This is a genomic window from Ensifer sp. Root954 (assembly GCF_001429005.1).
Classification (GTDB): Bacteria; Pseudomonadota; Alphaproteobacteria; order Rhizobiales; family Rhizobiaceae; genus Ensifer; species Ensifer adhaerens.
This window is the reverse complement of sequence record NZ_LMJM01000012.1, coordinates 119,303-145,546: the sequence shown is the minus strand read 5'-3', so window position 1 is coordinate 145,546 and position 26,244 is coordinate 119,303. Positions and strand designations below refer to the sequence as shown.

Here is a 26,244-nt window from a genome sequence, read left to right as displayed (position 1 = left end):
CTGCCGATCGCCGACCTTAAGGGTTTCTTCGGCGCGCTTGGATGCTCCTGCTGGGCGGTGTGAAGGCACGCAAATCATGCATGAACACCAAAACGGGCAGCTCGGTCGCTGCCCGTTTTGGTGTTTGGCTGGAGCACATGCAATGCGCTTCTATTGTTGCGAAAAATGCAATTAAATAGCAAATATTGATGCAATTGTTGGTAGGGAACTTCCCGGTCAATATCGCTCTATCAGACGAACCACATAGCCGGTTTCAGAGACAGCGACGATCGCAGGAGCAAAAATGATCCATCACCCGACCTCTTCAATCCGTGGGGATTTTGCCGAAGTCATCGCGGCTCCCGCAATGCGGACCGCGGCGCTGCTTGCCCTTTGCGCCGCCTACATTCAGGGGCCGCTTGCCAAGATCTTCGACTTTGATGGCGCGATCGCCGAGATGGCGCATTTCGGTCTTCATCCGCCGGCGTTCTTCGCGGTTGCTGTCATCGGCTTTGAGCTTGCGGCTTCGGCCATGGTGGTATCAGGCATCCTGCGTTGGGCTGGCGCGCTGTCACTCGCGGGGTTCACTCTTCTTGCAACCTTCATTGCCCTTCGCTTCTGGGAAATGGCACCGGGCATGGATCGCACGATGGCCGGCAATGCCTTCTTCGAGCATCTCGGCCTCGCCGGCGCATTCGTCATTGTCGCCGCAATCGATCTGACAAAAGGAGATCGCAAATGAGCGACAAAAAATCTGTCGGCGGAAGCTTCGCTCCCCTGGCTCAACCGGTTTTCGCGGTCCTTTGGACGGCCACAGTCCTGGGCAATACCGGCAGCTTCATGCGTGACGTTGCCAGCTCGTGGCTCATGACTGACCTGTCCGCTTCAACTGCCGCAGTTGCGATGGTGCATGCGGCGGGAACCTTGCCTATTTTCCTGCTCGCCATCCCGGCCGGTGTGCTCACCGACATCCTCGATCGGCGCAAGTTCCTGATTGCTGTTCAGATCTTGCTTGCCTCCGTCAGTATCAGTTTGATGGTTCTGGCGCAGACCGGAATGCTCTCCGTCAGCGCACTGATCGGTCTGACCTTCCTCGGCGGCATCGGTGCCGCACTGATGGGGCCGACCTGGCAGGCGATCGTTCCAGAACTGGTCAAGCGAGAAGACGTCAAAAGCGCCGTGGCGCTGAACTCACTCGGGATCAATATCGCACGATCGATCGGCCCCGCGGCAGGCGGACTTTTGCTTGCCGCGTTTGGCGCAGGCGTCACCTATGGTGCCGACGTGGCCAGCTACATCATCGTCATCGCCGCGCTTCTCTGGTGGCCACGGGCAAAAAGCGCCAACGATGCGTTGTCTGAAAACTTCTTTGGCGCATTCCGTGCCGGTCTCCGCTACACCCGCGCCAGTCGTCCACTGCATGTCGTCCTGCTGCGTGCCGCGATCTTTTTTGCCTTTGCGAGCGCGGTCTGGGCACTTTTGCCGCTGGTCGCCCGCCAACTCCTGGGTGGGGACGCAAGCTTCTACGGCATTCTGCTCGGCGCTGTCGGTGCCGGTGCGATCGCAGGAGCATTGGTCATGCCGAAGCTGCGTGACCGGCTGAGCGCCGATGGACTGTTGCTCGGGGCGGCCGTTGTCACCGCGATCGTCATGGCCGTACTTTCGCTTTCCCTCCCGAAGTGGGTTGCCATCATCGCCCTTCTGTTCCTCGGTGGCGCATGGATCACCGCGCTGACAACCCTCAATGGCGCAGCACAGGCCGTTCTCCCCAACTGGGTGCGTGGTCGCGGTCTCGCGGTCTACCTCACCGTTTTCAACGGGGCGATGACCGCCGGCAGCCTTGGCTGGGGTGCAGTTGGCGAAGCAGCGGGTATCCAGGGGACGCTGCTGATCGGCGCTGCCGGACTGCTTGCCGCCGGCTTCATCATGCACCGACTGAAGCTGCCAGCCGGCGATGTGGATTTGGTGCCTTCGAACCATTGGCCGGAACCGCTTGTTGCCGAACCTGTCGCTCATGACCGTGGTCCCGTCCTGATCCTGATCGAGTACCAGGTCGAAAAACATCACCGCCGCGCCTTCCTCCATGCGCTCGACACGCTCTCCCAGGAACGTCGCCGCGATGGTGCCTATGGCTGGGGCGTGACCGAAGACTCCGCCGACCCGGAAAAGATGGTTGAGTGGTTCATGGTGGAATCCTGGGCGGAACACCTTCGCCAGCATCAGCGGGTTTCCAACGCCGACGCAGACTTGCAGGGTAAGGTCCTGACTTATCACAAAGGCCCGGAGAAGCCTGTGGTTCGACACTTCCTGAGTATCAATCGGCCTGGTCAGACCTGATGTGACGATATCGGGGAGGGGAGCGCAATGCTCCCCTCGTGTTCGTGAGGAACCGCTTGGTTCGGAGGGGCCGCCGCAAGACCCCTTGTTCAAGAACCTCAGCCCACCTGTTCTGTGGCGCAGCCGCGCCGTCAAACGTTCGAGCCGGCTTCTGGGCGTCGAAGGCATGGACCACGTAGAGCGCCTCTCGCACTGAGTTGCCGTAAATGCCGCCTTGCGCCGCCCCGGCGCGGACCATAAACTTGCCCTTCATGAATTCTGGCGTGCCGAATGACTTGGAAGAATCTGTCATCCGCCACATCACGCCTGAGTGCCACAGTCTGTGGTGATAGATCCGCTGCGGGCCAGGTTACGCTTTCATGGACACCAAGCTTGACAAGATTTGTCAGCAGCGCCTCGTCACCCGGATAAGGTGGTGCGAACTGAAGCAGGAACACAGCAAGCAACCAGTAGTTCTTAACCATTGACCCGTCTGAGATCGGAAGCCAATCAACGGATGAAGAAGGAACGGAAGGCGGCGTTTCCACATACGTTCGTGGCATGTCTGTCATTGTTAAAAAGACTTGGTTAGGGACCAGGTCCCTTTTCTCGGTAGAGGCCGGTGCCGCCGGTTGCCGTCTTCTATCTCTTTTGGACAGACAGCGCCAAACAGGCGAGACACCATCGTCACGCCGAGGAGGAAAGGACAGCCGTTGCGAGTACCTCAAGGCGTATTCCGCTGGAGAGAAGATCGACTACGACGGTGGCACGAACCGGATAAGGTGCAGTAAAGAACTCCCGGTAAATCCTATTCATGCCGCCTGCATCCGCCTTATCCGTGAGATAGGCCTGGATCTGCACAACATCGGCAAGTGTTCCGCCGGCCGCTTCGAGCGCCTGTCGGAGGTTCAGGAACACCTGGCGTGCCTGTGTCTCGATGTCACCGGTAATGGGTTCGCCCGTCGTCGGATTCTTTGCAATATGCGCGGATCGCACGATGCGGCCTGCCTTGACCGTAGCGCTCAAAGGCGCCTTTGACGAAGCGATACCGGTTTCGACTTTCTCAAACATGATCGGCCACTTTAAGCTCTGTTGCCGAGAACGGCGTGGGCAAGGATTTCGATGCGAAGGCCTTCGGCCAAAAGCTCCTTTACCACCACGGTCGCACGCACCGGATAGGGCTCCTTGAAGAACTCGGCGTAGACCTTGTTCATTCCTGGTGCGTCCGATTTTTCAGTGAGGAAAACCTGAACCTGCACGACATCGGCCAGCGTGCCGCCCGCAGCACGGATCGCGATGTCGAGATTTCCAAGCGTTCGGCGCGTCTGGGTTTCGATGTCACCTGTGACGAGGTCGCCATTCACCGGGTCTTCGGAAATATGGACCGACCAGACGAGATTGCCGGCGCGCACGACCTCGCTGACTGGCGCGTCTGAGGGGTCTGATCCGGTATCGATGGCTTCAAACATTTTGTTCTCCAAGAAAGTAAGGCTGCTCATTCGGGCCGCGCGTCGAAGCGGGTCACGAATTTCGTGTTGAGATAGCCGTCAAAGGTTTCAGTCCCACCTTCGCTACCATAGCCGCTGTCTTTGATGCCACCGAAAGGCGTTTCGGGTAGCGCCAGGCCGAAGTGATTGATGCTGACCATCCCGGCGGCAAGCGCTTTTGCGGCGTGCTGGGCTCGACTGCTGGAGGCGGTGAACACGTAAGACGCAAGGCCGAAAGGAAGGCTGTTGGCGCGCCGCATCACGTCGTCAAAACCAGAAAAAGGCGCGACGACCGCAATGGGTCCAAAGGGCTCCTCGTTCATCAGCCGCAACGCGTCGGAACCACCGGCAACCACCGTCGGCGCATAGAAAAAGCCGGCGTCGCCGATGCGACTGCCGCCGGTCACGATCTCCGCTCCCCGTTCGCGGGCATCCTGTACGAAGCCTTCCATAGCCGTGACCCGGCGGGCGTGGCAGAGCGGACCCATCTGCACTCCTTCGGCAAAGCCATAGCCAACCTTCGTGGCGGCCACCTTGTCGGCGAAGCGCGCTAGGAAACGGTCATACGCTCCTGTTTGAACGTAGAAGCGGGTCGGCGAAACGCAGACCTGTCCGGCATTGCGGACCTTTTGCGCGGCAAGCGCGTCGGCAGATGCTTCAACGTCGGCATCGTCGAAGACGATAGCCGGAGCGTGGCCGCCAAGCTCCATCGTGGAGCGCTTCATATGGCGGCCTGCGAGCGAAGCAAGCAGCTTGCCGACTTCGACGGACCCCGTAAACGAGATCTTCTTCACCTCGGGCGCCGAAAGCAGCGTTTCGGAAATATGCGAAGACGATCCCCAGACGATATTGAGGCAACCGTCCGGCAGACCCGCCTCCTGCATAAGCCGGCCGATCGCGACCGTGGAGGAGGGCGATTCCGCCGGCCCTTTGAGGATTATCGTGCAGCCGCTTGCCAAGGCTGCCACGACCTTGCGCAGTGCCTGGCTAAACGGGAAGTTCCAGGGGGTAAACGCGATGCATACGCCGACGGGTTCGCGCGTGACTGCCTGCTGTACACGCGGATCTCGCGAAGGGATAAGGCGACCATAGAGGCGCCGCGCTTCCTCCGCATGCCAATCGGCATGGTCGGCGGCAAATCGGATCTCACCGATTGCTTCCGTCAGCGGTTTGCCCTGGTCAAGCACCATGTTGCGGCCGACCTCCTCGGCGTGCGTGCGAGCAAGATCGGCGAAGCGCCGCAGGATCTGCCCGCGGTCGAGCGGTGAGCGATCCTTCCAGCTTCCGAACGCCCGCTGCGCGGAGGCGACGGCCGCCGCTAGGTCGGCGTCGGTGGCGCAGGGCAAATAGCCGATGACCGCTCCGCTTGCCGGGTCGATGACCGCGTCCTGCCCCTCGGTGTCGTAAATCCAGCGGCCGCCGATCAGCATGCCGAGCCGTTCATAGGAATGTGGCGGACGGGTGGACATGTCGATCTCCGGCATCACGCGATGTAGCCTTGGCTGCGCGCCCACGAAAGCGTGTCGTCGAGAGCAAGCTGCATGCGTGCCATGAGATCGTCGATCTCATTCTCCGAGATGATCATGGCCGGGCACAGGCTCACCATGTCGCCAAGACCACGAGTAAGGACGCCGCGCTCGGTTGCGAACTTGCCGGCATGGTTGGCGACCTGCCAGGCAGGTGGGAAGTTCTCTTTCGTTACCTTGTCCTTGACGAATTCGAGGCCGGCGACAAGACCCACACCGCGGGCTTCACCGATCAGCGGATGTTCGCCAAGCTTTCGAATGCCCTCCTGAAAGCGCGGGCCGACGGCGCGGACGTGGGAGACGATGTCTACCTCCTGGTAGATAGTCAGGGCCTCCAGAGCCACGGCCGCGGCGACCGGATGACCACCATAAGTAAAGCCATGCGAGAATGTTCCGATCTTGCGGCTCTGGTCGAGGAGGACGTCAGAGATCGTCTCGTTGATCATCAGCGCGGAGATCGGCATGTAGGCGGCCGAAAGCTGCTTTGCGCAACTGATCATGTCCGGTTTCAGCCCGTAGGTTTCCGACCCGAACATGTTACCGGTACGCCCAAAGCCGCAGATGACTTCATCTGCCACCAGAAGGATGTCGTACTTCTTCAAGACCGCCTGGAGTTTTTCGAAGTAAGTCTTCGGCGGTGTGATCACTCCCCCAGACACCATGACCGGCTCGGCGAAGAAGGCCGCCACCGTTTCCGGACCCTCTTCGAGGATCATAGCCTCGAGATTGGAGACAAGCCGGGTTGCAAAATCTTCCTCGCTCTCACCAGGTTCTGCAAACCGCCAGTAATGCGGGCAATCGGTGTGGAGGATGTTGGCGATCGGCAGATCGAAATCACGGTGGTTGAACGGAAGACCCGTGAGGCTTGCAGTCGCCACCGTTACGCCATGGTAAGCCTTGCGGCGCGAAATGATCTTCTTCTTCTCAGGCCGTCCGACCGCGTTGTTGTAGTACCAGACCAGCTTGATCGCCGTGTCGTTCGCTTCGGAACCGGAACCGGCAAAGAAGACCTTCGACATGGGTACCGGCGCCATTTCGAGCAGCTTCTCTGCAAGGCGGATACCCGGTTCCGTCGATTTGTGGGCGAAGGAATGATAGAATGGCATCGTCTTCAGCTGCCGCGTCGCCGCTTCCACCAAACGCGGCTCGCTGAAGCCGAGCCCCGCGCAGAAGAGGCCAGCAAGACCCTCGATGTAACGTTTTCCCTGATCGTCGACGACGTAAATGCCCTCACCACCGGTGATTACATGCGGCCCCACTTCCTGGTGAACCGCAAGGTTGGTGTAGGGGTGCACGAGACTTTGCCGATCCAGGGCGTGAAGGGAGTTGGGACGGTCGTTCATGGCAGGCTCCAGGGTATGCTTGATTGCGCTTTGCGATTGTCAGGCGATGACGTGCACATCTTCGCTGCGCCAGGTGACGTGGCACTCGGAAGCACCGTCGAGCCTTCGCGCATCGACGCCGGGCACGCGCATGCGGATCGCTTGCGCGCCGAGTTTGCCGATGACCAGCAGGTTGTCACCATAGTTGATAGTGCTGTCGATCTTCATCGCCTGGCAGCTTGGGTCCGCTCCATCGGCGAGGCGGATCATCTCGGGGCGCAACAGCAATTCGGCTTTGCTGTTGCGGTCACCGCCTGCGGCTTTGGTGTCGACGACGCCGACTGGCGTCTCGTAGCGGCCATCGCCAAGCGAGGAAGCGGCGAGGATGTTGCTGTCGCCGATGAAGGAGGCGACGAAGTGGGTCTTCGGCGCGAAATAGATCTCGTTTGGGGTGCCTACCTGCTCGATGCGTCCCTCGTTGAAAACGGCGATCCGGTCCGACATGGTCATCGCTTCGGATTGATCGTGGGTGACATAGACCATGGTGACACCGAGATCACGGTGGATGCGCTTCAGCTCCACCTGCATATGCTCGCGAAGCGCCTTGTCGAGCGCGCCGAGCGGTTCGTCGAGCAGAATGATGTCTGGTTCGAAAACGAGTGCGCGCGCAAGGGCCACGCGTTGTTGCTGGCCGCCCGAAAGCTCCAAAGGGACACGCTTCTCGAAACCCTGCAGGCCGACCTTGGCCAGCGCCTCCCGCGACCGCCGTTCCTTCTCGGCCTTCTCCACACCGCGCATGCGCAGGGGAAAGGCGACGTTGTCGGCAATCGTCATGTGCGGGAAGAGGGCGTAGTTCTGGAAGACCATGCCGATATTGCGCTTGTGTGGCGGCAGCTTGTCGATGGCGCGTTCGCCGAGCCGGATCTCTCCGCTCGTCGGATGCTGGAAGCCGGCAATCATCATTAGCGTCGTGGTCTTGCCGGAGCCGGAGGGGCCAAGGAAGGAGACGAACTCGCCAGCCTTGATGTCGAGCGACACGTTGTCGGCCGCCATATGCTTGCCGTCGTAGCTCTTGTTGACGTTGCGAAGTGTGAGAGAACGGGCGTTCATGGCTGTGCTCCTTGATCAGGATGCCGCCGCAGCGGTGTTGGTGGCGCCGTTTTCGAGCGGCTGACGTGTGGTCCCGGACCGGCGGCGCACAAATTGCGGCGCGAGCCAGACGCAGACGCCAGCCAGAACGAGCAGAAACAGGAAAGAGGATGCCGCCGAGATGGTCGGGTCTGCCTCCTGGCGGACGGCGTTGAACATCTGGCGCGGCAAGGTCGCCCTGTCGCGGCCGGAGATGAAGAGCGCGATCACCGCTTCGTCGAAGGAAGCGATAAAGGCAAAGAGACCGGCGACGGTGAAGGCGGGACGCAGGATCGGGAAGGTGACCAACCGGAATGTCGTGAAGGGCGACGCGCCAAGGTTCATGGCAGCCCGCTCGACGGACCGGTCGAACCCTTTGAGTGCCGCCGTCAGGATCAGGGTCGCCATCGGCATGGCGATGCAGCTATGGGCGAGGATGACGCCAAGGTAGCTCTGCACGAGGCGAAGTTGACCGAAGTACATGTAGTAGCCGAGCGCCATGACGATGGTCGGCACGATCATTGGCAGCATGATCAGGAGATTGAACAATTCACGGCCGAGGAAGATATGCCGCACCAGTGCGAAGGACGCGGGGATCGCAAGGCAGAGCGTCACCAGTACCGTTCCAAGACCGATGATGACGCTGTTGATGAGCGGCTCAGTCCAGTTGGGGTCCGAGAAGAAGTTGATGTAGTTGGCAAGCGTGTAGCCGGGCGGCGGGAAGGTCAGCGACGCAGCCGAGCTGAACGACATTGGGATGACAATGAACATCGGTGCAGCGACAAAAAAAGCGATGAGGAGCGCAAGCGCGCGAACGAACGGGTTCATCGGCCACCTCCTGCCCATAGCCGGTCAAGTCCGAAGAAGCGGTTGTAGAGCGCGTAAACTGCGAGCGTCAGACCGAGCAACACGATCGAGATTGCCGAGCCAAGCCCGAAGTCGAGTGTCTGTTCGATCTGGTCGCCGATGATACCTGCGATCATCTGGTCGCGCGGGCTGCCGAGCAGCACGGGCATCACATAGAAGCCGAGGCAGGAGATGAAGACGAGCGTGCAACCGTTGACGATGCCCGGTGCAGAAAGCGGCAGATAGACTGCGAGGAAGGCACGAAGCGGGCTCGCGCCGAGGCTTTCCGCAGCGCGAACATAGAGAGGATCGATGCGCTTCATGACCGAGAACAGCGACATGGTCATGAAAGGAATGAGCGCGTGGGTCATGGCAAGCGTTGCGCTGAACGTGGTGAAGAGTAGCTTCGGCGCAGGATCGAAGCCGAGCCAGGTAAGGAGTGCCGTGACCGGCCCCTGGTTGCCGAGAATGACCATCCAGGCATAGGTGCGCACGAGATAGCTCGTCCAGAAAGAAAGGGCGACTACGGTCAGGAGAAAGGTGGCGAAGCGTTTGGATCCGTTGGCGGCAGCATAGGCGAGCGGATAGGCGAAGAGTAGCGCAAGAGCGGTGACCAGGAAGGCGGTCCTGAACGTCTGATAGAGCACGGACGCAAACAGGCTCGAATGTAAAAGCCGTGCGAAGTTCTGCAGGCCGACCACCGGCTGCGAGATGCTCATCCAGCCGACATAGGCAAGCGGCACCAGGAAGAACACCGCAAGGAAGACCGCTGCCGGGGCCATCAGCGGTATCGGCCCCTCCGCAATGGGCGAAAACGATCTCTGTTTCATGTCAATGCTCCCTCAGTACCTGATCGGGAAACCCCGATCCCATGGCGGCGGCGGGCCGTCCCTAGGCAATGCACCTGTTTCTTAGACCAACCCGGTTCCGTTTCTCGCGGAACCGGGAGGGTTGCATCAAAGACCGACCCAGCTCTCGAACCGGCTGCTCAACTCGTCGATCTGTGCCGTCAGCTTGGCGCCATCAAGCATGACGGCGCGGGCGAGGTGATCGGGATAAGTCGGCATGGTCTTGGCCACCTCAGCTGGGATGAAATCGAACGATTTCGGGTTCATCGGGCCATTTTGGTCGGCGATGCAGAACTTCGCGAGGCCTTCGGCATTCTGGCCGATATGGCTGATCAGCTTGAAGCCGTTTTCGGCACGCGGGCTATCCTTGGCGACGATCCAGCACGCCTGGTCGACGATCGCCTGGTCCCAGACGATCTCGATCGGCTCTTTCGAAGCCTTCTTCGCGCCGGCGGCATCGCTGTCCCAAAGGCCGGCCATGTCGACCTCGCCGTCGGTCAGGATCTGGCGGGCCTGCGGGCCTGCCGTCCACCAGACACGCACGTTGTCCTTGACCTTGTCGAGCGATGCGAAAGCGCGGTCGAGATCATAAGGGAACAGTTGATCCGGGGAAACGCCGTCGGCGAGCAACGCGATTGCGAGAACGCGGGCGGCGTGGCGCTGCAGGCTGCGGTTGCCCGGGAATTTCTCGACGTTGAAGAAGTCGGCCCAGTTCTTCAAACCATCCGGGTACTTCGTTTTGTTGAACGCGAGCTGCGTGGCAAAGCCGTGGGTCGAGAGGCCGTTCTCATAGATGGCGCCCTGCCAAAGTTTGGACGCATCGACATGGTCTCCGAGCGTTTCCAAGAGGCCGGCTGCATTCGCACGGGCGACGTCGGCCACGCCCAGTGTCGTGACGTCGAATTCAAAGACGCCGGTCGTCTTTTGCGCAGCAAGCTTGGCGAACGAGATCGGCGAGACCGTGCGGATCTCGATGCCGGTGTCGGCCGTGAACGGATCGAAGAGGAACTTCTTGACGGAAACTTCCCAGTCGCCACCCCAGGTGTTGACATAAAGTACATTGTCCGCAGCACTTGCGCGGCGCACGAGGGGTGAGGCAAGCATGGCGGCCCCAAAAAGGCCAGCACCGAGCACTGCGCGTCGCGACATCGGTATTACCGATGCTTTCTTGAACGTGTCCATTCGTTGTTCTCCTTAGTCGAACGGTCGTTGATTGCTGTTCCCCGTGGCCGCTCGCGAGTCTGGCGGCGGCCCTTCTTTCGTTGGAATTTCGTTTCCCTAATCGGTCAGTCGGCGCGGAAGACCTCACCGTAAAGACGCAGCCAGTTGCCTCTGAGGATCTTGTTCACCTCTTCCTGATTGAAACCGACCCGAAGAAGCGCCGGCGCCACGTCCTGAAGGTTTTCCGGTTTCAGCAGCCATTCCGGCTTTGGCACGGCTCCAGGCGTGGCCGCCGAACCCGCGCCGTACTGAACGGATCGTGTCCAGCGGCCCTTTCGCATCCAGTCGTAGTCACGCTGGGTGTGGTTGTGGGAAATGTCGGTGCCGATGCCGACGTGGTCGACGCCCGCGATATCGACCGTTCGCGCCACCATCTCGCACCAGCCGTCGACCGTGGCGCAGGCGCTGGCGGGCGTGATGTTGCGGTAGGCTACGCAACCGATCACACCACCGCGGGCGGCAAGCGCCTTGATTACGCGGTCGGACTTGTTGCGCTTGTGCTCAAAGAGCGAGGCGGCGTTGGCATGAGTGATGGCCACGGGCTTTTGCGACCATTCGATCGCGTCCAGCGTCGTCTTGTCGCCGACATGCGACAGATCGACCAGTATGCCGACCCGGTTCATTTCGCGCACGACGTCCCGGCCGAACCGGGCCAGGCCGCTGTCATTTTCCTCGTAGCAGGACCCACCGAGTTCGTTCTGGTTGTTGTAGGTGAGCTGGACAACGCGTACACCAAGTTCGGCAAAGAACTCCACATAGGCGATGCGGTCTTCGAAGAGATTGGAGTTCTGATAGCCGAGCACAACAGCGAGCTTTCCTTCCTGCTCGGCGCGCTCGATATCGGCGGCGGTGCGGGCGATCAGGATGATGTCGGCGTTCTCACGCTCCATGTCGCGCCAGCGGGCAAGGGAATCGAGCGATTCCATTGTCCCCTCCCAGAAGCCGAGCGTCGGGGTGACGGCGCTGTAGCCGCCGCGTTTCAGGGCCTGGAAGGACGAGCGGTCAAAGTGGCCGCATTGCAGAGCATCGATGATCATGGTTATTCCATTCAGTGTTTGCCGGAAGCAGCGCTCTTGGGCGCGTCGGCCAGAAGCAGGGAAAAATCGGTCTCGTCTTCGTCCTGGCGGCCGATGACCTTGCCGTCGGCCTCGACGATGATCGGGCCGGCATGGCGACGCGAAAGATAGCTGTCGGGCGCGAGGGCTTCCGCCGAGCGATGGTAGAGTTCCCACCAAGTCGCTGCGTCCACGGCAACGCCATTGCGGCGGATCTTGTCGAGAAGGGCGATTTCATCGGGATCAGGCGCTTGTGTGACGGCGATAGCCGCGCGGTCGACGTCGACGGCGACTGTTGCCTTCAGGCTGAAGCGCTGCGCGAGTGCCTCGATGACTTTGAGTTCGCCGATGTCTTTGGCGTTACGCACGGTGACAACGCCGCTGCCGCCTGTCTTCATGTTTTCGACCGCGAGCTCGAGCGCTGCATCGGCGGCGAGCCAGGCATGCTGGCCGCCACAGTCGATGACGGGGTCGCCCGATACGTCGAGTGACAGGGCCTTTGGGGTGGCCTTGCTGATCGTCTCGAGCGTTGCGGTCAGACGCGAAAAGCCGCCAAGACCGAGGGCCGCAGAGTAGACGGCACAATCCCTAAGGGCCGGGACGAGGCCGCTTTCGATGCGCGTGACCTGGAGGAGACGCTCGAACACCATGCGCATCTCGCGCAGGCTCACAGTCATCGAGTTCGAAAGGTTGGACTGGCAGGTGCTCACAGGCTTGGCTCCGCAGGATAAAACCACAGCGCGTCGGCGTTTCCAGAAGCAATGTCTTCGGGAAGAGGCGCGCCATGAAACAGGACGCCGCGCAGGTTGCGGTCGAGGAAGTCGCGTGTCTTGTCGATGCCGTGAATGCCGACATTGAGAAGGCGGGTGATATGGGCTGGCGTAAACGAGCCGCTCATGATGTCGGCTTGCGGCGAATGCAGGCTGGTGCCGGCAAGCGCCTGGACGCGGGTGACGATGGCGCGGTGCTGCGGATGGGCGAACAGGAAGCGCGCCGTGCTGAGGTTGGGGTCAACCGCAGAAAGGTCGCGGTCCAGCGCCACCACGAGACGTGGCAGGTCGAGGCCGAGATTGACGACATCGTGACCGACCTCCGTTGCAAGGCCGCGACGCGGTTCTTCCGCGGTCACTGACTTGTACCAGACGTAGCGCTCGCCGGCGGGCACCTCGAGATTAAGATTGAACGCCCATGCATAGTCATTGCGAACCAGGTCGCGCAGCCGGTGGACCGGCATCTCCGGGCGCCCCGTCAATTCCTCATCGATGACCAGGCCCCCGACCAGGGCGTCGGCTTCATCGGGCACGAGTTCGATCAGCAGCGAATGAAGGGTTTCCATCGCCTCCGCGTGCACGCGGCCCTCAAGCGAGGCCGCAAGCTCTGCGAAGGGCTCTGCCTCGAAGCGGTTGCCCGCCTGCCAGCGTTGCAGAAGGTCGGCGACAGCGCGCCGGATGGTCTGCAGCTCTTCAGCAAGCACATCGGAGCGCGTGAAGTTCTCGTAGGCCGCACGGTCCTGGCTGCGGAAAATGATCGCCTTGTCGACGAGGGCAAGCAGCTTGGCAATCTCAGAACCAGAGTCATCAGGAAGAACCGCCTTGGCTCGCGCAATGGCCTCTTCGCGAATAAAGAGCCAGCGTTCGATCAGCCGCGGGTGGTTGTTGACGAAGAGCATCAGGCCGAGAGCCGAGCCGTTGCCGACGCCGAGGAAACGGCGAAGGTCCTTGGCCATGTCGGGACCCTGCGGTGAGCCAAGGCGCACAAGGTGCTGCAGCAGGTCCTGGGCAAAGACGCGCATCATATAGGCGCACAGCATTTGCGCGGCGAGCGACCAGCGCAGGGGGTGATCTTTTTCAAAGGCAAGGAATGTCTTGGTTCCAAACGTGCCGTTGCCGTCGAGACCTGTGTTGCGCATGAGGTAGCAGGTCTGCGCCAGCTCAGCGACGTCCGGCTGCCTTCCTGACGCAAGCGCCTGGCGTGCACTCTCGAAGAAGCGACCGCTGCGGTTGGAGCGGCACCAAATGAGCGTGCCGGCTGTGGCGCGTCCCTCATAGAGCTTGGGAAGTTCAGCGCGCGTCGTCTCGAAATCGGCCCGGCTCATATCGCCTTCGACCAGCGCGCCCATCATGTCCCAGGCCCGGCCAATGATGCGGCCGGTGCGGCCGTGGGGTGAGGGCTCAAAGGAATAGACGGGAAAGCTGAAGCGCCATCCGCCAATATCGATGCGGTATTCAGCGACACCGTTGCCCTTCTCATCGATCTCGAAGCGCTTGCACCGGATTTGCCAGCGACCGCGGATTGCCTGGCTGAGCAATGCGCGAGATGCGCTGACACGCGACGGCTGGATCGCGGCCAGGCGTTCGGGCGCCATCATTTCTCCGGCTGAACGCATTAGCCGCGCGATGCGGTGGGTGTCCGATTCCGGAGCAGGTCTTCTAAGGGCAGTCATTTATTGGTCTCCTCGCATGCGTCCAGAGCTCGCCGCCGCTGCCGCGACGACGATCCCAGCGCATTTTTCAGTGTCAAAACCTTGGAACGGGCCCGAAAGGGCCAGTGCTCCAATGCACTCGCCCTGCGCATCCAGGATCGGGGCGGCCACAGCCGAGACAGTGCGCGGGCCCTCGACTTCGGAAATTCCGTATCCCTGCTGGCGAACCAGCGTCATCATCTCGTCATCGGGCAGGCTCACGCCCTGCACCCGAAGGCGCTCGATGATTTCCGGGCGTGCATGCGAAGCGAGGACGCGGCCAAATGCCGTGCGATCGAGTCTCAGATGCGCACCAACCTTGAGGTCGGCCCGAAGAACACCGCGCGATTCCACCCGGCGAACGATGACCGCATCCTTGCCATCGAGGACAGCAAGCGAAGCCGTTTCACCGCTCTGCGTCACCATTTCCTCGAGAACCCCCGCAAAGCGCGCGCCGAGATTGGACTGCTCCAACGCCATCGCTGCGTGACTGACGACCCGCAGTGTCAGCCGGTAGCGACCGTCCTGCGTCTGCTCGATCCAGCCCGCTTCGACTAGCGTGACGAGGCGCTGGTGGGCAGCGCCTCGGGCTTCTCCGAGCTGCTTGGCGACCTCGGCCAGTCGCATCGGTTCCGCGGCGGCCGCGACACAGTCGAATGCAGCAAGTGTCTTCAGCACGGATGAAAGGGGGCGGACTGCCATTCGAAATTTCTTCCTTTTTCCTATTGTCCAATATTAGAAGACGTTGTATATTTATGTTGGACGATATGTTGATATCTGTCAACTTGGGAATCGTGTGGCTGGGTGAAAAATATCTGCGCCCGAGCGCGCTCGCGGCTGACCAGGCGCTAACAGTTTGAATGTGGCAACATCTTCCCGAACCCACGCAATGCACCGCTCGTTGCTGGGCCGGGCATTGGGGCTGGCTTGTAGGCGGACCACTTCTCATAGACATCTGGACCGGTACCCACATTGGCAAGGCAAAGGCCACGCGAACCACCAGGTAAACTTCTGCGGCCGGTTGCGCCGGCTTCCGCTGGAGCGAACTCAAAACTGGCTAGGACATTGGGGCAAGGTCAATCGTCGATGATCGGTCGTGAGTGTCGGGTGCCGGCGGCATTTGGGGTGCGCCTTTTGACGCGATCACAAAAGCGGCTCCGTGCTGAAAAGGGATCCACCGCAAAGTAGAAGGGATCGACGTCCCCTCAGCAGTTCTATTGAGCAGCGGCCCAGCTCGAACTGCGGACAGAAGCAAGCTCGGCGAGGGATCGGCCTATAGGGACTGACGCAAAACCTTCGTCAGTGACGTCGGCCCCCTATGGATGATTAAGCCTCCGCGACGGGCGGAGGCTTAATCAAGGTGCGCGTTCGATAAATGGAGGAATTGCGCGGCAATAAGACCAGCACGAATCTCATTTAACGTGTGCTTTGTGGTTGCGCAATTACAGGTATATTGTTTCAAGTGGGGCGCTCAAAAGCAATGGATTTTTAGGGGGCCTGGCTAATCAATTCGAGTTACGCAGCAACCGCCGGGCTATTTCAAGATTTCACGATCGGGCTCAGCCGGCGTCCAGCGGAGGCGGGATCATCGATGAACTCCCAGGGGATGGAGAGGGGCCTCTGACTTCGGCAACATACACCTCGTGGCCGAAGTGTGGATCCTTGCTCAGGTCCTGACCGTCAAACCGATCTATGAATTCTTCAAGGTCGGTCTGGTGCGAGAAGCCCATCGCAACGGCAGACATGTTTTCGATTTCGCCGCCTTGATCCTCATAAGTCGCGCTCACTTCGAGGACACCTAGCCGATCGAAGTTTGCTTGCATGTGAAATGAAAGCCAAACTAGATATTCTAGCGGATAGCCGGGATTCCCTGCATATGTCACGACATAGGGATAAGCCAACCGAAATCGTTCGGCCAACGCTTCGCCATCGGAGGCAAAGACGAGAAGATCGCTTTCCTCGTCGACGTCGTGAAGTTCGATCGTCAGATCGTGTTTGCGCAAAGCGACGTACGCGCCAAGTCGGTCAGATGGTAAGGATGTGAATATGATGTCGCGCCATTTTTGAACGGCTTCATCAAGATCGGTGCGGATCAAAAACATGAAGCATCCTCAGCAAAGCCATCCCATGATCAAGAGCTCGGAGCCGTGCATAGTACAATTCCAGCTAGTAGATATTAGTTAGATCTAAACTTCAAGCTTGGCAGGTTGTTTGCAGAGTGTGGACATTCAACAGTCGCTGGCGAGGTCGTGAATCGTATAAACCGTTACAGGAGATCGAATAATCCATCGACCGGAACCGCCGCGCGACTATCCGCGCAAACCGTCTGCAATGCGCGGAGATCGGAAGCGGGCACCCAGGCCGGCAAATCGTCGCCATTCCGCAATTCAGCGGAGCGGCTTGCCGGCGGTGGTCCCAATCCCCCTCGGCTGGCCGGCGCTGTGCTGTCCTGCGGCGACCCTTTTGACCGATCAAGCTGCGCGCGAACTGGTTCTGGCCGCGCGGCGCGGAGGACGCCTGCCGCTAAATCTGGGGGAGCTACGCAATCGCGCGTTCGCCCATAAATCAGCCGCTGCGTTTGATCGAGCGACATCCGTCATCGAGTAAGCCCGAATTCCCCGCTGAAACTGACTAGGTGTTGGTGAAGCCGGTCGATGACCGCTGCTCGAGGACTGGCCCGGCGCTCTATAAGGCCGATCTGGCGATAGATTGGCGGCTCGCCAAAGGGCACGGCAACCACCTCGCCGCCGGCTTCTTTTAAGGCGCTCCAGGGCGCGATTGAAACTCCGAGTCCATTGACCACGCAGGCGACGACTGCTGTGATCGTGTCGATCTCGGCAATGACATTCGTGACGATCCCGCTTCTCGCGACTTCGGTCTCGATAATGTTGGCAAGGCGAAACCGGCTGATGAATTTCACATAGGGAAGTTCCGTAAGCATCTCCGCCGCAGGCCTGATACGCGTCCCCTTTGGAGCGATCACAAAGAGGGGTTCCTGGATGAACGGGCTCCACCGCAATGTCGATGGGACGCTGGAATATTCGGCCACCATCGCTGAATCGAGGCGTCCGGTAACGACATCGTTGAGCAGCTCATCGGTGTTGGCAACGTGGAGCTTGATCTTCAAGCCGGGGAAGTCGTTCTTGAGTGCGATGATCGCCTTCGGCAAAAGAGACAGGGCGCTTGAGCGCACCGAGCCGATGGTAAACGTGCCACCGACCGATTTCCCGGAAATAGCGTCAACGATATCATCGGCAGAACGCACGAGACCTTGTGCTGCCTCTAGCATTTGAAGTCCCTGACTGTTCAGCGTGATCGGTCGCGTGGAGCGATCGAACAGTTCTGCCCGCACTTCCAATTCCAGCGCCTGAATTTGTTGGCTCACAGCAGACGGTGTGAGACCAACCGCGTCGGCCGCCTTCGCGAACGTGCCGTGTTCTGCAATCGCGATGAAGGTCTTCAACTGACGAATGTCCAACGGGCACCTATCGAATTAAGATTTTCTGTTTATCTTTGACAGAATTATTCGCTTTTATCAAGAAATGCTTATGCTACCGTCTTGTGTAGGAGGTGCCCACGGGAGTTCGGGCACGAGGGAGGATCTGGCAAAAGCACCATAGTGCTCTTGCGTCCTCGCCATTGCCAATCGAGGTACGCATGCCAAGCCAAAACATTCTCGTCACCGGCCCGGCGATCAATGAGCGGGCAGTGAAGCTCGCCGAAGAACGCGGTTACAGTCTGGTCTACGTACCGCCTTATACGAGCGAAGAAGCTCTCGTAGGCATCGTGGCCGGCGCCGATCCGGTTGGTGTCATTGTTCGCATGGGCCGCTTCGGTGCCTCGGCGATTGACGCTGCCCCTTCGCTTCGGGTGATTTCCAAACATGGGGTAGGAGTCGACAATATCGATCTCGATGCTGCCTCCCGCCGCGAAATCCCTGTCGTTGTTGCAACCGGTGCGAACGCTCAATCCGTCGCCGAACACGCGATTGCTCTTCTCCTCACAACCGTGAAGCGCGTCTTGCCGCTCGATGCCGGGCTTAGAGCGGGAAAGTGGGAAAAGCCGGGCTTTTTGGGCAAGGAGCTTTCGGGCATGACCCTTGGACTTATCGGCTTCGGCGCAATCGCACGTCATACGGCAGCGCTCGCGAAACCCTTTGGCATCCACGTCAGCGCCTACGACCCGTTCACGAATGATGCCACGTTCGAACAGGCCGGCGTCGCCCGGCGGAACACAGTCGAGGACATCCTCGCTGGCTCGGATATCATCAGCTTGCACTGCCCGCTGACGCCCGAGACACGAAACCTCCTCGACGACAAGCGCCTTGCTCGGATGAAGCCGGGCTCCTACGTCATCAACACCGCTCGCGGCGGCCTCATCGACGAAGTCGCGCTGCTGCGCGCCATAGCCAACGATCATATTGCGGGCGCCGGACTGGACACCTTCCAGACCGAGCCACCTGCACCCGACCACCCGTTCTGGCAGGAGCCGAAGGTTGTTGTCACACCCCACATTGGTGGTGTTACGACGGAGGCGAATGTCCGTGTCGGCATCGATGCGGTCGAGGGAGTGCTCGCAATTTTGGAGGAGCGTGGTCTCGGTCGCGAGAGGATCGTGAACTTCCGGGCCTTGGCGGCCACAGCCTAACGATCGAGCTCATTCAACATCATCAATCGCACTTTCAGGAGAGTATTTTGACCATTGGATTCAGAGTTCGCAGTCGGCCCCGGGCCGTCGAGCAAGCGTGGGTCGAGAAGTTTCGGGAACTGCCGGTTGCCAATGTCAGCGACAGCATGCACCGCATGCATGCCGCCGGCGCCCAGCTTCGGCCGATGCACCGGTCTGGCAAACTCGCCGGCCCCGCCATTACGGTCAAGGCACCGCCCGGTGACAACCTCATGTTGCACAAGGCAATCGACATGGCTGCCGAAGGCGACGTCATCGTCATCGATGCGGGCGGCGACGTCACGAATGCCTTAATGGGCGAGATGATGCTTGCCCATGCGCGGGGTCGCGGGGTGGCCGGTTTCGTTCTCAACGGAGCCATTCGCGACGCTGATGCGTTTCTCGAATTGAACGTTCCCTCATTTGCCGCCGGGGTCACTCACCGGGGGCCGTACAAGAACGGCCCTGGTGAAATCAATTGTCCGATTGCCATCGGCGGCATGGTGGTCATGCCGGGCGATCTGGTCCTTGGCGATGCGGATGGGGTGGTCGTGATCCCGATCGATGACGTGGCTGAGGTCTACGATCGGACCGCTGCCAAGCACGCCGCCGAAAACAAGCAGATGGAAAACATCAAGGCCGGGACGCACAAGCCGACCTGGTTCAACGACGCGCTCACGAAGGGTGGTTGCGAACTGCCGCCTGAACCTTGATCGCGTGAGCGACTGAATTTTGCCGGCACTTCACGGAGGAGTTGAAGCTCACCGGCCAAAACAAAGATCCTGGCTCGTCACGGCAAGTCCGTGTCGGGCCCAATGAAACCTCGAAGCGCGAGGCGCGCTCGATAACAGACATCACTGGGAGGATAGCATGAAGCATTTGATCCGAAACACCGCGCTGGCGACGACCCTTTTCTTGGGCGCAGGTGCTGCACATGCCGAATGGCCGACGGATCGGCCCATCGAGTTCATCGTCGCTTTCGCTCCGGGCGGGGGCACGGACGTTATGAACAGAACCCTGGCGCCATACGTCGAGAAGGAACTCGGCGCGAAAATCACGGTTCTGAACCGGCCGGGTGCTTCGGGTGAAATCGCCTACACGGCGATGACGGAAGCCCGTCCGGACGGCTACACCGCTTCCTCGCTAAACACGCCCGGCTATCTGACCATGCAGATGGATCGAAAGGTCCGTTTCGACCCCAAGAAGATCTGCCCTGTTGCTCGCATCGTTGAGGATCCGGGTTCGTTCATCGTCCAGGCCAACTCCGAGTTCAACTCGCTCACGGATCTTGTTGCCTTCGCCAAGGCAAATCCGGGGGCGGTTACGGTCGGTACGACTGGACTAGGCACCGACGAGCATCTGGCGATGCTTCAGCTTGAAAAAGCTGCCGGTGTCGATCTCACCGCCGTAACCTTCAACGGTGCGAACGAGGCACGCACCGCGCTTCTTGGCGGCCATGTCATGACGATTGGCATCAACGTCGGCGAATTCGTTGGCAGCGATCATTCAGCCTTCAAGAATCTGGGCCAGTTCGCAGAAGAACGCGCTGTGATCGCCCCCGATCTGGCGACGGCAAAGGAGCAGGGCTTTGAAATTCTGGTGAGTTCGGAGCGCGGCATTGCGATGAGCTGCGACGTGCCGGAAGATGTCCGGGTCAAGTTCTCCGACGCTATCCGAAAAGCGCTCGATAATCCGGAATTCCAGGCGAAAGCCAAACAACAGTCTCTTGCCCTTTCCTACCTCTCCTCTGAAGACTGGGGCAAGGAATTGCCGGTTCGGGCAGGGCGGCTGGGCGCCATCTGGAAGCTCGCAAAGGAACAGCAGTAATGTCGGCGCCGCGCAAAGCTGGCGGGGCGGGCGATCGTCCGGACCTCCTGACCGCCTTGCTTTTCGTGGGTTTTGGCGCGCTTGGCCTTTGGGCCGGGCGCGATCTGACCCTTGGGACGGCGTCTGCCATGGGACCAGGTTATCTTCCCACGATCGTCTGTTGGCTTCTCATCATCGTTGGCGTGACAGTCGGCGGAATTGGTGCCTTTCGTGATCGCCAGGAGATCGCCGCACCGAAGCTTTGGCCGGTGGCCATCATTCTCGCTTCGGTCGTCGGCTTTGCCTTCATTGCTGAATTCTTCGGGTTCGTCGCAGCGGCCGTGTGGTTGCTGCTCGTCGGCAGCATTGCCGATCGTGACTCGAAACTGCGCGAAGTGATCCTGCTTACGGCCGGGCTGACGGCCTTTGGCGCATTGGTCTTCATTGTCGGCTTGGGCGTTCAGATGCCCATCTGGCCATTCTGAGGAGGGACTTGTGAACTTTATCGACCTCCTTATGCTGGGATTCAGCGAGGCGCTGACGCCCACAAATCTTGGCTTCTGCCTTTTGGGCGCACTGCTCGGCACCCTGATCGGCGTGCTACCCGGCATCGGCCCCACTGCCACGATCGCCGTCCTTTTGCCGATCACCTTCTACCTGCCGCCGCTCGCCGGGCTTATCATGTTGGCCGGCATCTATTACGGCGCTCAGTACGGTGGCTCGACAACGGCCATTCTGGTCAACCTGCCGGGAGAAGCCTCCTCGGTGGTGACGGCGATTGACGGTTATAAAATGGCGCAGAAGGGACGAGCGGGATCGGCGCTCGCTGTCGCGGCTCTCGGTTCCTTCTTTGCCGGTACGGTCGCGACTTTTGGCATCGCCATTGCCGGTCCGACGCTCTCCTCTTTTGCCCTGTCGTTCGGGCCGACCGAATACGTCTCGCTCATGCTGTTCGGCCTACTCGCGGCAACGGTGCTTGCTCGCGGACCGATTCTGAAAGCCATTGGCATGATCCTGCTCGGCCTGCTCCTCGGGATGGTGGGCATTGATGCCAGTTCAGGCGAGGAGCGCCTGACATTCAGCGCGGTGGAGTTGTTCGACGGCATCGACTTCGTCGTCATCGCCATTGGTCTCTTTGGCTTTGCGGAGATTATCGAGAACCTCGAAAATCATGAGGCGCGCGGCGTGCTCGTGAGTAAGCTAAGCCGGCTGTGGCCAACGCGAGAGGACTTCCGCCGGGCATGGCCTGCAGTCCTGCGCGGGACGGGCGTCGGTACATTCCTTGGTGTCCTGCCCGGCGGTGGGGCGACCCTTGCGTCCTTCTGCGCCTACTCGGTGGAGAAGAAGATCTCCAAGAACCCGTCCGAGTTCGGCGAGGGTGCCGTCGAAGGTGTCGCAGGTCCGGAGGCTGCCAACAATGCCGGCGCACAGTCCTCGTTTATACCGTTGCTGACACTCGGCATTCCGTCCAACAACATGATGGCAATGATGCTGAGCGCCTTCATCATCCACGGCATCACGCCAGGGCCGACCGTTCTTGCGACTCAGCCGGAGATTTTTTGGGGTCTCGTTGCCAGCATGTGGATCGGCAATCTAATGCTGGTCGTGATCAATCTGCCTCTGATCGGTGTGTGGGTGAAGCTGCTGACGGTTCCCTATCGCCTGCTCTATCCGGCTATCCTGCTGTTTTGCTGCGTTGGCGTCTACAGCATCAACAACCGCATCTTCGATGTTGTCCTCGCCGCAGGGTTCGGTCTGTTGGGTTACGCGTTCCGCAAGGCGAAATGTGAAGCAGGGCCGCTGCTGCTCGGTTTCGTTCTCGGTCCGCTCCTTGAAACGAACATCCGTCGCGCGATGACCATCTCCCATGGCGATCCGAGCGTCTTCTACGAGCGCCCGATCAGTCTGGTCCTGCTCATCGCAACGGTTGGGATGCTCGTGCTGATGGTGCTGCCGTCGTTCCGTCGGACGCGCGAGGTAGCGTTTCAAGATGAAGAAGCGTGACCACCGGTTGATAACGACGCTCCATGACGGCCGCTTCGCGCGGCCGTTTTTTCGCGAAATGATGTAAGGCGTCATTGCCCCGGCAACCTGATCGTTGGAAGCTGCGGCCAGCGACTTTGGTGGACAAATAATGGGCGATCCCCTTCAAAAGTATCTCTGCTTGAATGATTTTGAAACTGCGGCCAGGCGTCGCCTTCCGCGCCCGCTGTTCGGCTACATCGCGGGTGCAAGCGAAACCAATGCGTCTCTGCGCTACAATTCAGAGGACTTCGACGCGTATGCGTTTCGGCCGCGTGTCCTTCGAGACGTCTCCGGGCGCAGCACCCAAACGACACTTCTCGGCGAAACATATGACGCGCCGTTTGGGATCGCGCCTATGGGTATCAGTGCGCTGATGGCCTACCGCGGCGACGTTGCGCTGGCCGAGGCGGCCGCAAAGGGTCGAATTCCCATGATCATGAGCGGATCGTCGCTAACACGGCTCGAAGAAGTCGCTGGTGCCGCCCCGGGCTCGTGGTTCCAGGCATATCTTCCAGGAGAACCCGATCGGATTGATGCACTTGTCGACCGCGTGCAACGCGCCGGTTTTCAGACGCTGGTCCTCACGGTCGACACAGCGACACTGGCAAATCGCGAGAACAATGTACGCGCCGGCTTTTCTACTCCCCTGCGCCCGAGCCTGCGTTTGGCGTGGCATGGCATTTCCCATCCGCGATGGACGATCGGCACCTTTCTACGCACTCTGGTGACGCAGGGCGTCCCGCATTTTGAGAACTCCTATGCAGACCGTGGAGCGCCGATCATTTCGTCGAACATCATGCGCGAATTCGGGCGGCGGGATCACCTGAATTGGGACCACCTTGAGCGTATTCGCGCGCGTTGGCCGGGAAAACTCGTGGTCAAAGGTGTTCTGCATCCAGCCGACGCTTCGCGCGTGCATGACGTGGGCGCGGATGGGTTGATCGTGTCTAATCACGGCGGGCGTCAACTCGACGGCACCATGTCGCCCTTAAGCGCGCTTCCTGAGATCGTTGCGCGGATCGGCAACAAAACCACTGTCATGGTCGACGGCGGCTTCCGGCGGGGCACCGATATAATCAAGGCACTGGCGTTGGGCGCACGCTTCGTTTTTGTCGGGCGGCCTTTCCTCTACGCGGCGGTTGTCGCCGGCAGTCCAGCTATCCGTAAAGCTATCGATATCCTAAATCGGAAATCCATCAGGACATGGCGCTCCTCGGAGTCGTGGCGATAGATGACATCGATGGCTGTTTTGTCGTTCGCCGTGATCGCCTCGCGTGACGGTTAACGCGTGATTGCAGTAAGCGCTGTAGGTGGCGGTCGGGGTCTTGCCCAACGCAGCCAATGCCCCAGCTGGAGTTAATTGACGAAACGAGGGCTTATATTAGTGAGCAACGTCACCACCTCGTCTTCGATCGCCTGGCATTTGTCGGTGTATTCAGCCTTCAGCGGTTCATCAGACATGGCATGCTCGCTCAACTCATTGCGAGTGACTACAGCTAGGCCGTAGGCTTCGATCAGAGTGCTCAATGCCAGAAATCGCAATTCTGAGAGCTGTTTGCGGTGTCGTGGCAGCCGTATCATGAGGCGTGCTCGGCCGATTTTCTCGAAGTCCAATGGCTGTCGCCTCTCAGATCCAGGATCCGTCATTGTCCTCCACAAAATTGCCGATAGCAACGTCAATCCAAGCACGTGGACCAATCAGCGGGGACCGGTTCGACCGTTTTTCAGTGCTGCACCAATAGCACTGCGCAAAAAATATGCAGGTGTCGGCGGTTCAACCCCCTTCAAGGCGAAAGATTTAGTGCTGGGCTCTTCCGGCGAAAGCAGCCCGCGCCGAGCGCGATACCCGAAAGCTCAGGCAGGGGCAGATTGGGGTGGCACGTGAAGGGTCACTTGGTTGCGTCCATTTTTCTTGGCTGCGTACAAGGCTTCGTCCGCTTGCCCTTGCAGGGCTTCAAATGAGCCCACCTCATGGCCGTCTTTCAGGACCGCCAGTCCAATGCTGACCGTGACATAGGCGCCGACGGTCGATCTGGGGTTCGGCAAGGACGCAGCCTCGACGCGCCGTCGAATACGTTCGGCCACCGACACGCTATCCTCCTCATTGGCGTCCTGCAGGAGGACCAGGAATTCTTCGCCGCCATAACGCGCGACCTGATCGCGTTCGTCGCGCATGCTGCTCTGGATGATGCCTGCGACCTTGACCAGACACCGGTCGCCTTCCGAGTGCCCGAGGCTGTCGTTGAGCTGCTTGAAGTGGTCGATATCGCACATGAGTATCGCCGCACCTTTAGTCTGCGCGACGCCGCTGCTCCACACACGATTGAGCGTTTCCACCATCCAGCGCCGATTTGCGATGCCGGTGAGGGGGTCGGTTCGTGCAAGTAGCTCGAGCCGCGAATTTGCGTCCGTTAAATCGGCAAGGCGAGACCGATCGCGCAGTTCAAGCAGGAAAGTCTTGTGCCCCAGGATGCCTGCCGTCCGGCGCGCAACGACGGTCGCAATCACGCCGCTTGCGAAAAAGAGGGCGCCCGCCAGCGCATTCTCGGCGGCGATATCCGGGTTTTGGACTTGAAAGACGAGATAGAGGCCGAGCGCGAAGGCGGCGATCGCCATCGACCACTCGAGCGGAACCGGGAATATGATGATCGCGGTCACGGCGACAAAGAGCATGATCGTCAGATGTCGTTCGTAGTATTCACCGCCCGTTGTGACGCCGACCAGTGCGACTGAAAGCAGAATGAAGAATATGCCAAGGTGGAGCGCTAAGGCCTCCATCTTTAGCCCGCGCGGCTTCATGAAAACGATCGCCGTAACGATGGCTGCAGGTGGCAGGATCGATGCTGGAAGAAGCATCTTCATGACGGCTTCAGACGGCAGCAAGGCCGCGTTTACAGCCAGCGTCAGAACATCGAGAATGACCACCCAAACCATCCAGGCGCGAATGATCTTCGACGTTTGTGGCCACGACCGCATCCGGAAGAGGCGGGAAAGCTCCGCGTTCAGACGGATGTCGCGCGTTCGTCCGGCAAGCAGGCGGTCGATTTCGTTGACAACCGTGGGCGCCAATCGCTGAGGGCCTGTTTGTGTTGAAACACCGCTTGCTGGTGAAACGCCTGATGCTCGATGCGTGTCCATGATTTGGCAATGTAGGGGCGGTCGTGTCGATGGCAAGAACGAGCTGTCGGCCTGCGCGCGACCTTACCGATCTGGCTTAACGACCTGTGTCGATGCGCTCATCCCGCATGGCGGTGTCTCAGATCGGCGCACGTCGGTCGACTTGAGTTCTATCGGCCTGCATGGATTGGGCAGCTATCTCCCAGGCATTGGGAGGATAGGCGCGTTTCAATCCGATCGCACACAATAACGCCTGTGCTTTCAGCGACCCGTTCAAGCTGCTCAATAATCTGATTTATTTGCTGTCCCGGTAGCCGGCGGAACATCGTGAGATGCGCCCCCAGGAAGTTTCGCTCTGGTGGAAAATGTGTTCGTCTCGAGAGGTCGAACGGCGCCAGATCGCTTTCCCAACTTCGGGTTGTCAGTATGAGAGGGTGACGCG

General features: G+C 60.0%; 23 protein-coding genes and 1 pseudogene. 8 read left to right on the top strand and 16 right to left on the bottom strand.

The features are described 5' to 3' along the window. The first annotated feature begins 283 nt into the window (after positions 1–283). Together ASE71_RS07040 and ASE71_RS07035 are read left to right on the top strand one after the other, a co-directional pair. Positions 284–721: a DoxX family protein gene (locus ASE71_RS07040; RefSeq protein ID WP_060520261.1), complete on the top strand. Its 438-nt coding sequence runs from the start codon at positions 284–286 to the stop codon at positions 719–721. Next, positions 718–2,316, top strand: coding sequence for an MFS transporter (locus ASE71_RS07035; RefSeq protein WP_060520260.1), 1,599 nt, complete (start codon positions 718–720; stop codon positions 2,314–2,316). The genes ASE71_RS07040 and ASE71_RS07035 overlap by 4 nt, the downstream gene beginning before the upstream one ends. Before the next feature lie 666 nt (positions 2,317–2,982). Here ASE71_RS07035 and ASE71_RS07025 read toward each other — a convergent pair. The 14 genes from ASE71_RS07025 to ASE71_RS06960 all read right to left on the bottom strand — a co-directional run bounded on the left by ASE71_RS07025 (position 2,983) and on the right by ASE71_RS06960 (position 17,652). Then, positions 2,983–3,366: a RidA family protein gene (locus ASE71_RS07025; RefSeq protein WP_034802064.1), complete on the bottom strand. Its 384-nt coding sequence runs from the start codon at positions 3,364–3,366 to the stop codon at positions 2,983–2,985. An 11-nt stretch (positions 3,367–3,377) separates the two neighbouring features. Next, the gene (locus ASE71_RS07020) at positions 3,378–3,764 is read right to left on the bottom strand and encodes a RidA family protein (protein WP_060520258.1); all 387 of its coding nucleotides are present in this window, start codon (positions 3,762–3,764) and stop codon (positions 3,378–3,380) included. Positions 3,765–3,790: 26 nt separating this feature from the next. Continuing rightward, the gene (locus ASE71_RS07015) at positions 3,791–5,251 is read right to left on the bottom strand and encodes an NAD-dependent succinate-semialdehyde dehydrogenase (protein ID WP_060520271.1); all 1,461 of its coding nucleotides are present in this window, start codon (positions 5,249–5,251) and stop codon (positions 3,791–3,793) included. 14 nt (positions 5,252–5,265) lie between these two features. Next, positions 5,266–6,651: an aspartate aminotransferase family protein gene (locus ASE71_RS07010; protein WP_051659610.1), complete on the bottom strand. Its 1,386-nt coding sequence runs from the start codon at positions 6,649–6,651 to the stop codon at positions 5,266–5,268. 39 nt (positions 6,652–6,690) lie between these two features. Next, entirely contained in the window at positions 6,691–7,740 is a 1,050-nt protein-coding gene (locus tag ASE71_RS07005) for an ABC transporter ATP-binding protein (RefSeq protein WP_060520257.1), read from the bottom strand. 15 nt (positions 7,741–7,755) lie between these two features. After that, positions 7,756–8,586, bottom strand: coding sequence for an ABC transporter permease (locus ASE71_RS07000; RefSeq protein WP_029742658.1), 831 nt, complete (start codon positions 8,584–8,586; stop codon positions 7,756–7,758). After that, the gene (locus tag ASE71_RS06995; RefSeq protein WP_029742657.1) at positions 8,583–9,434 is read right to left on the bottom strand and encodes an ABC transporter permease; all 852 of its coding nucleotides are present in this window, start codon (positions 9,432–9,434) and stop codon (positions 8,583–8,585) included. Before ASE71_RS06995 ends, ASE71_RS07000 begins: the two co-directional genes overlap by 4 nt. A 126-nt stretch (positions 9,435–9,560) precedes the next feature. After that, entirely contained in the window at positions 9,561–10,634 is a 1,074-nt protein-coding gene (locus ASE71_RS06990; RefSeq protein WP_029742656.1) for an extracellular solute-binding protein, read from the bottom strand. A gap of 104 nt (positions 10,635–10,738) precedes the next feature. After that, the gene (locus ASE71_RS06985; protein ID WP_034802078.1) at positions 10,739–11,710 is read right to left on the bottom strand and encodes a membrane dipeptidase; all 972 of its coding nucleotides are present in this window, start codon (positions 11,708–11,710) and stop codon (positions 10,739–10,741) included. An 11-nt stretch (positions 11,711–11,721) separates the two neighbouring features. Continuing rightward, positions 11,722–12,438, bottom strand: coding sequence for a hypothetical protein (locus tag ASE71_RS06980; RefSeq protein WP_034802081.1), 717 nt, complete (start codon positions 12,436–12,438; stop codon positions 11,722–11,724). After that, on the bottom strand, positions 12,435–14,171 hold the full coding sequence (locus tag ASE71_RS06975; RefSeq protein ID WP_060520256.1) for a hypothetical protein: 1,737 nt from the start codon (positions 14,169–14,171) through the stop codon (positions 12,435–12,437). Before ASE71_RS06975 ends, ASE71_RS06980 begins: the two co-directional genes overlap by 4 nt. Continuing rightward, positions 14,172–14,891 (bottom strand): IclR family transcriptional regulator, encoded by a 720-nt coding sequence (locus ASE71_RS06970; protein ID WP_060520255.1) that lies wholly within the window; start codon positions 14,889–14,891, stop codon positions 14,172–14,174. It lies immediately after the preceding gene. 857 nt (positions 14,892–15,748) lie between these two features. Then, positions 15,749–16,291: a hypothetical protein gene (locus ASE71_RS06965; protein ID WP_060520254.1), complete on the bottom strand. Its 543-nt coding sequence runs from the start codon at positions 16,289–16,291 to the stop codon at positions 15,749–15,751. 494 nt (positions 16,292–16,785) lie between these two features. Further along, positions 16,786–17,652 (bottom strand): LysR substrate-binding domain-containing protein, encoded by an 867-nt coding sequence (locus ASE71_RS06960; protein ID WP_244496886.1) that lies wholly within the window; start codon positions 17,650–17,652, stop codon positions 16,786–16,788. A gap of 194 nt (positions 17,653–17,846) precedes the next feature. Here ASE71_RS06960 and ASE71_RS06955 point away from each other — a divergent pair, with 194 nt between their 5' ends. The 6 genes and pseudogenes from ASE71_RS06955 (at position 17,847) to ASE71_RS06930 (ending at position 23,963) form a co-directional block, all read left to right on the top strand. After that, positions 17,847–18,836, top strand: coding sequence for a hydroxyacid dehydrogenase (locus tag ASE71_RS06955; RefSeq protein WP_060520270.1), 990 nt, complete (start codon positions 17,847–17,849; stop codon positions 18,834–18,836). Between the two features lie 47 nt (positions 18,837–18,883). Further along, positions 18,884–19,567 (top strand): RraA family protein, encoded by a 684-nt coding sequence (locus ASE71_RS06950; RefSeq protein ID WP_060520252.1) that lies wholly within the window; start codon positions 18,884–18,886, stop codon positions 19,565–19,567. A gap of 157 nt (positions 19,568–19,724) precedes the next feature. Continuing rightward, a complete protein-coding gene (locus ASE71_RS06945; protein ID WP_060520251.1) occupies positions 19,725–20,681 on the top strand; it encodes a tripartite tricarboxylate transporter substrate binding protein in 957 nt (318 codons plus the stop codon). After that, positions 20,681–21,145, top strand: a complete 465-nt coding sequence (locus ASE71_RS06940) for a tripartite tricarboxylate transporter TctB family protein (protein WP_060520250.1) — start codon at positions 20,681–20,683, stop codon at positions 21,143–21,145. The genes ASE71_RS06945 and ASE71_RS06940 overlap by 1 nt, the downstream gene beginning before the upstream one ends. A 10-nt stretch (positions 21,146–21,155) precedes the next feature. Beyond that, positions 21,156–22,664 (top strand): tripartite tricarboxylate transporter permease, encoded by a 1,509-nt coding sequence (locus ASE71_RS06935; protein WP_082566397.1) that lies wholly within the window; start codon positions 21,156–21,158, stop codon positions 22,662–22,664. 130 nt (positions 22,665–22,794) lie between these two features. Beyond that, positions 22,795–23,963: pseudogene (locus tag ASE71_RS06930) on the top strand (alpha-hydroxy-acid oxidizing protein). 78 nt (positions 23,964–24,041) lie between these two features. On the opposite strand, the gene ASE71_RS06925 reads toward ASE71_RS06930, so the two are convergent. Together ASE71_RS06925 and ASE71_RS06920 are read right to left on the bottom strand one after the other, a co-directional pair. After that, positions 24,042–24,299: a hypothetical protein gene (locus ASE71_RS06925; RefSeq protein WP_127890887.1), complete on the bottom strand. Its 258-nt coding sequence runs from the start codon at positions 24,297–24,299 to the stop codon at positions 24,042–24,044. Positions 24,300–24,539: 240 nt separating this feature from the next. Further along, entirely contained in the window at positions 24,540–25,823 is a 1,284-nt protein-coding gene (locus ASE71_RS06920) for a diguanylate cyclase (RefSeq protein WP_082566396.1), read from the bottom strand. Between the last annotated feature and the right edge of the window lie 421 nt (positions 25,824–26,244).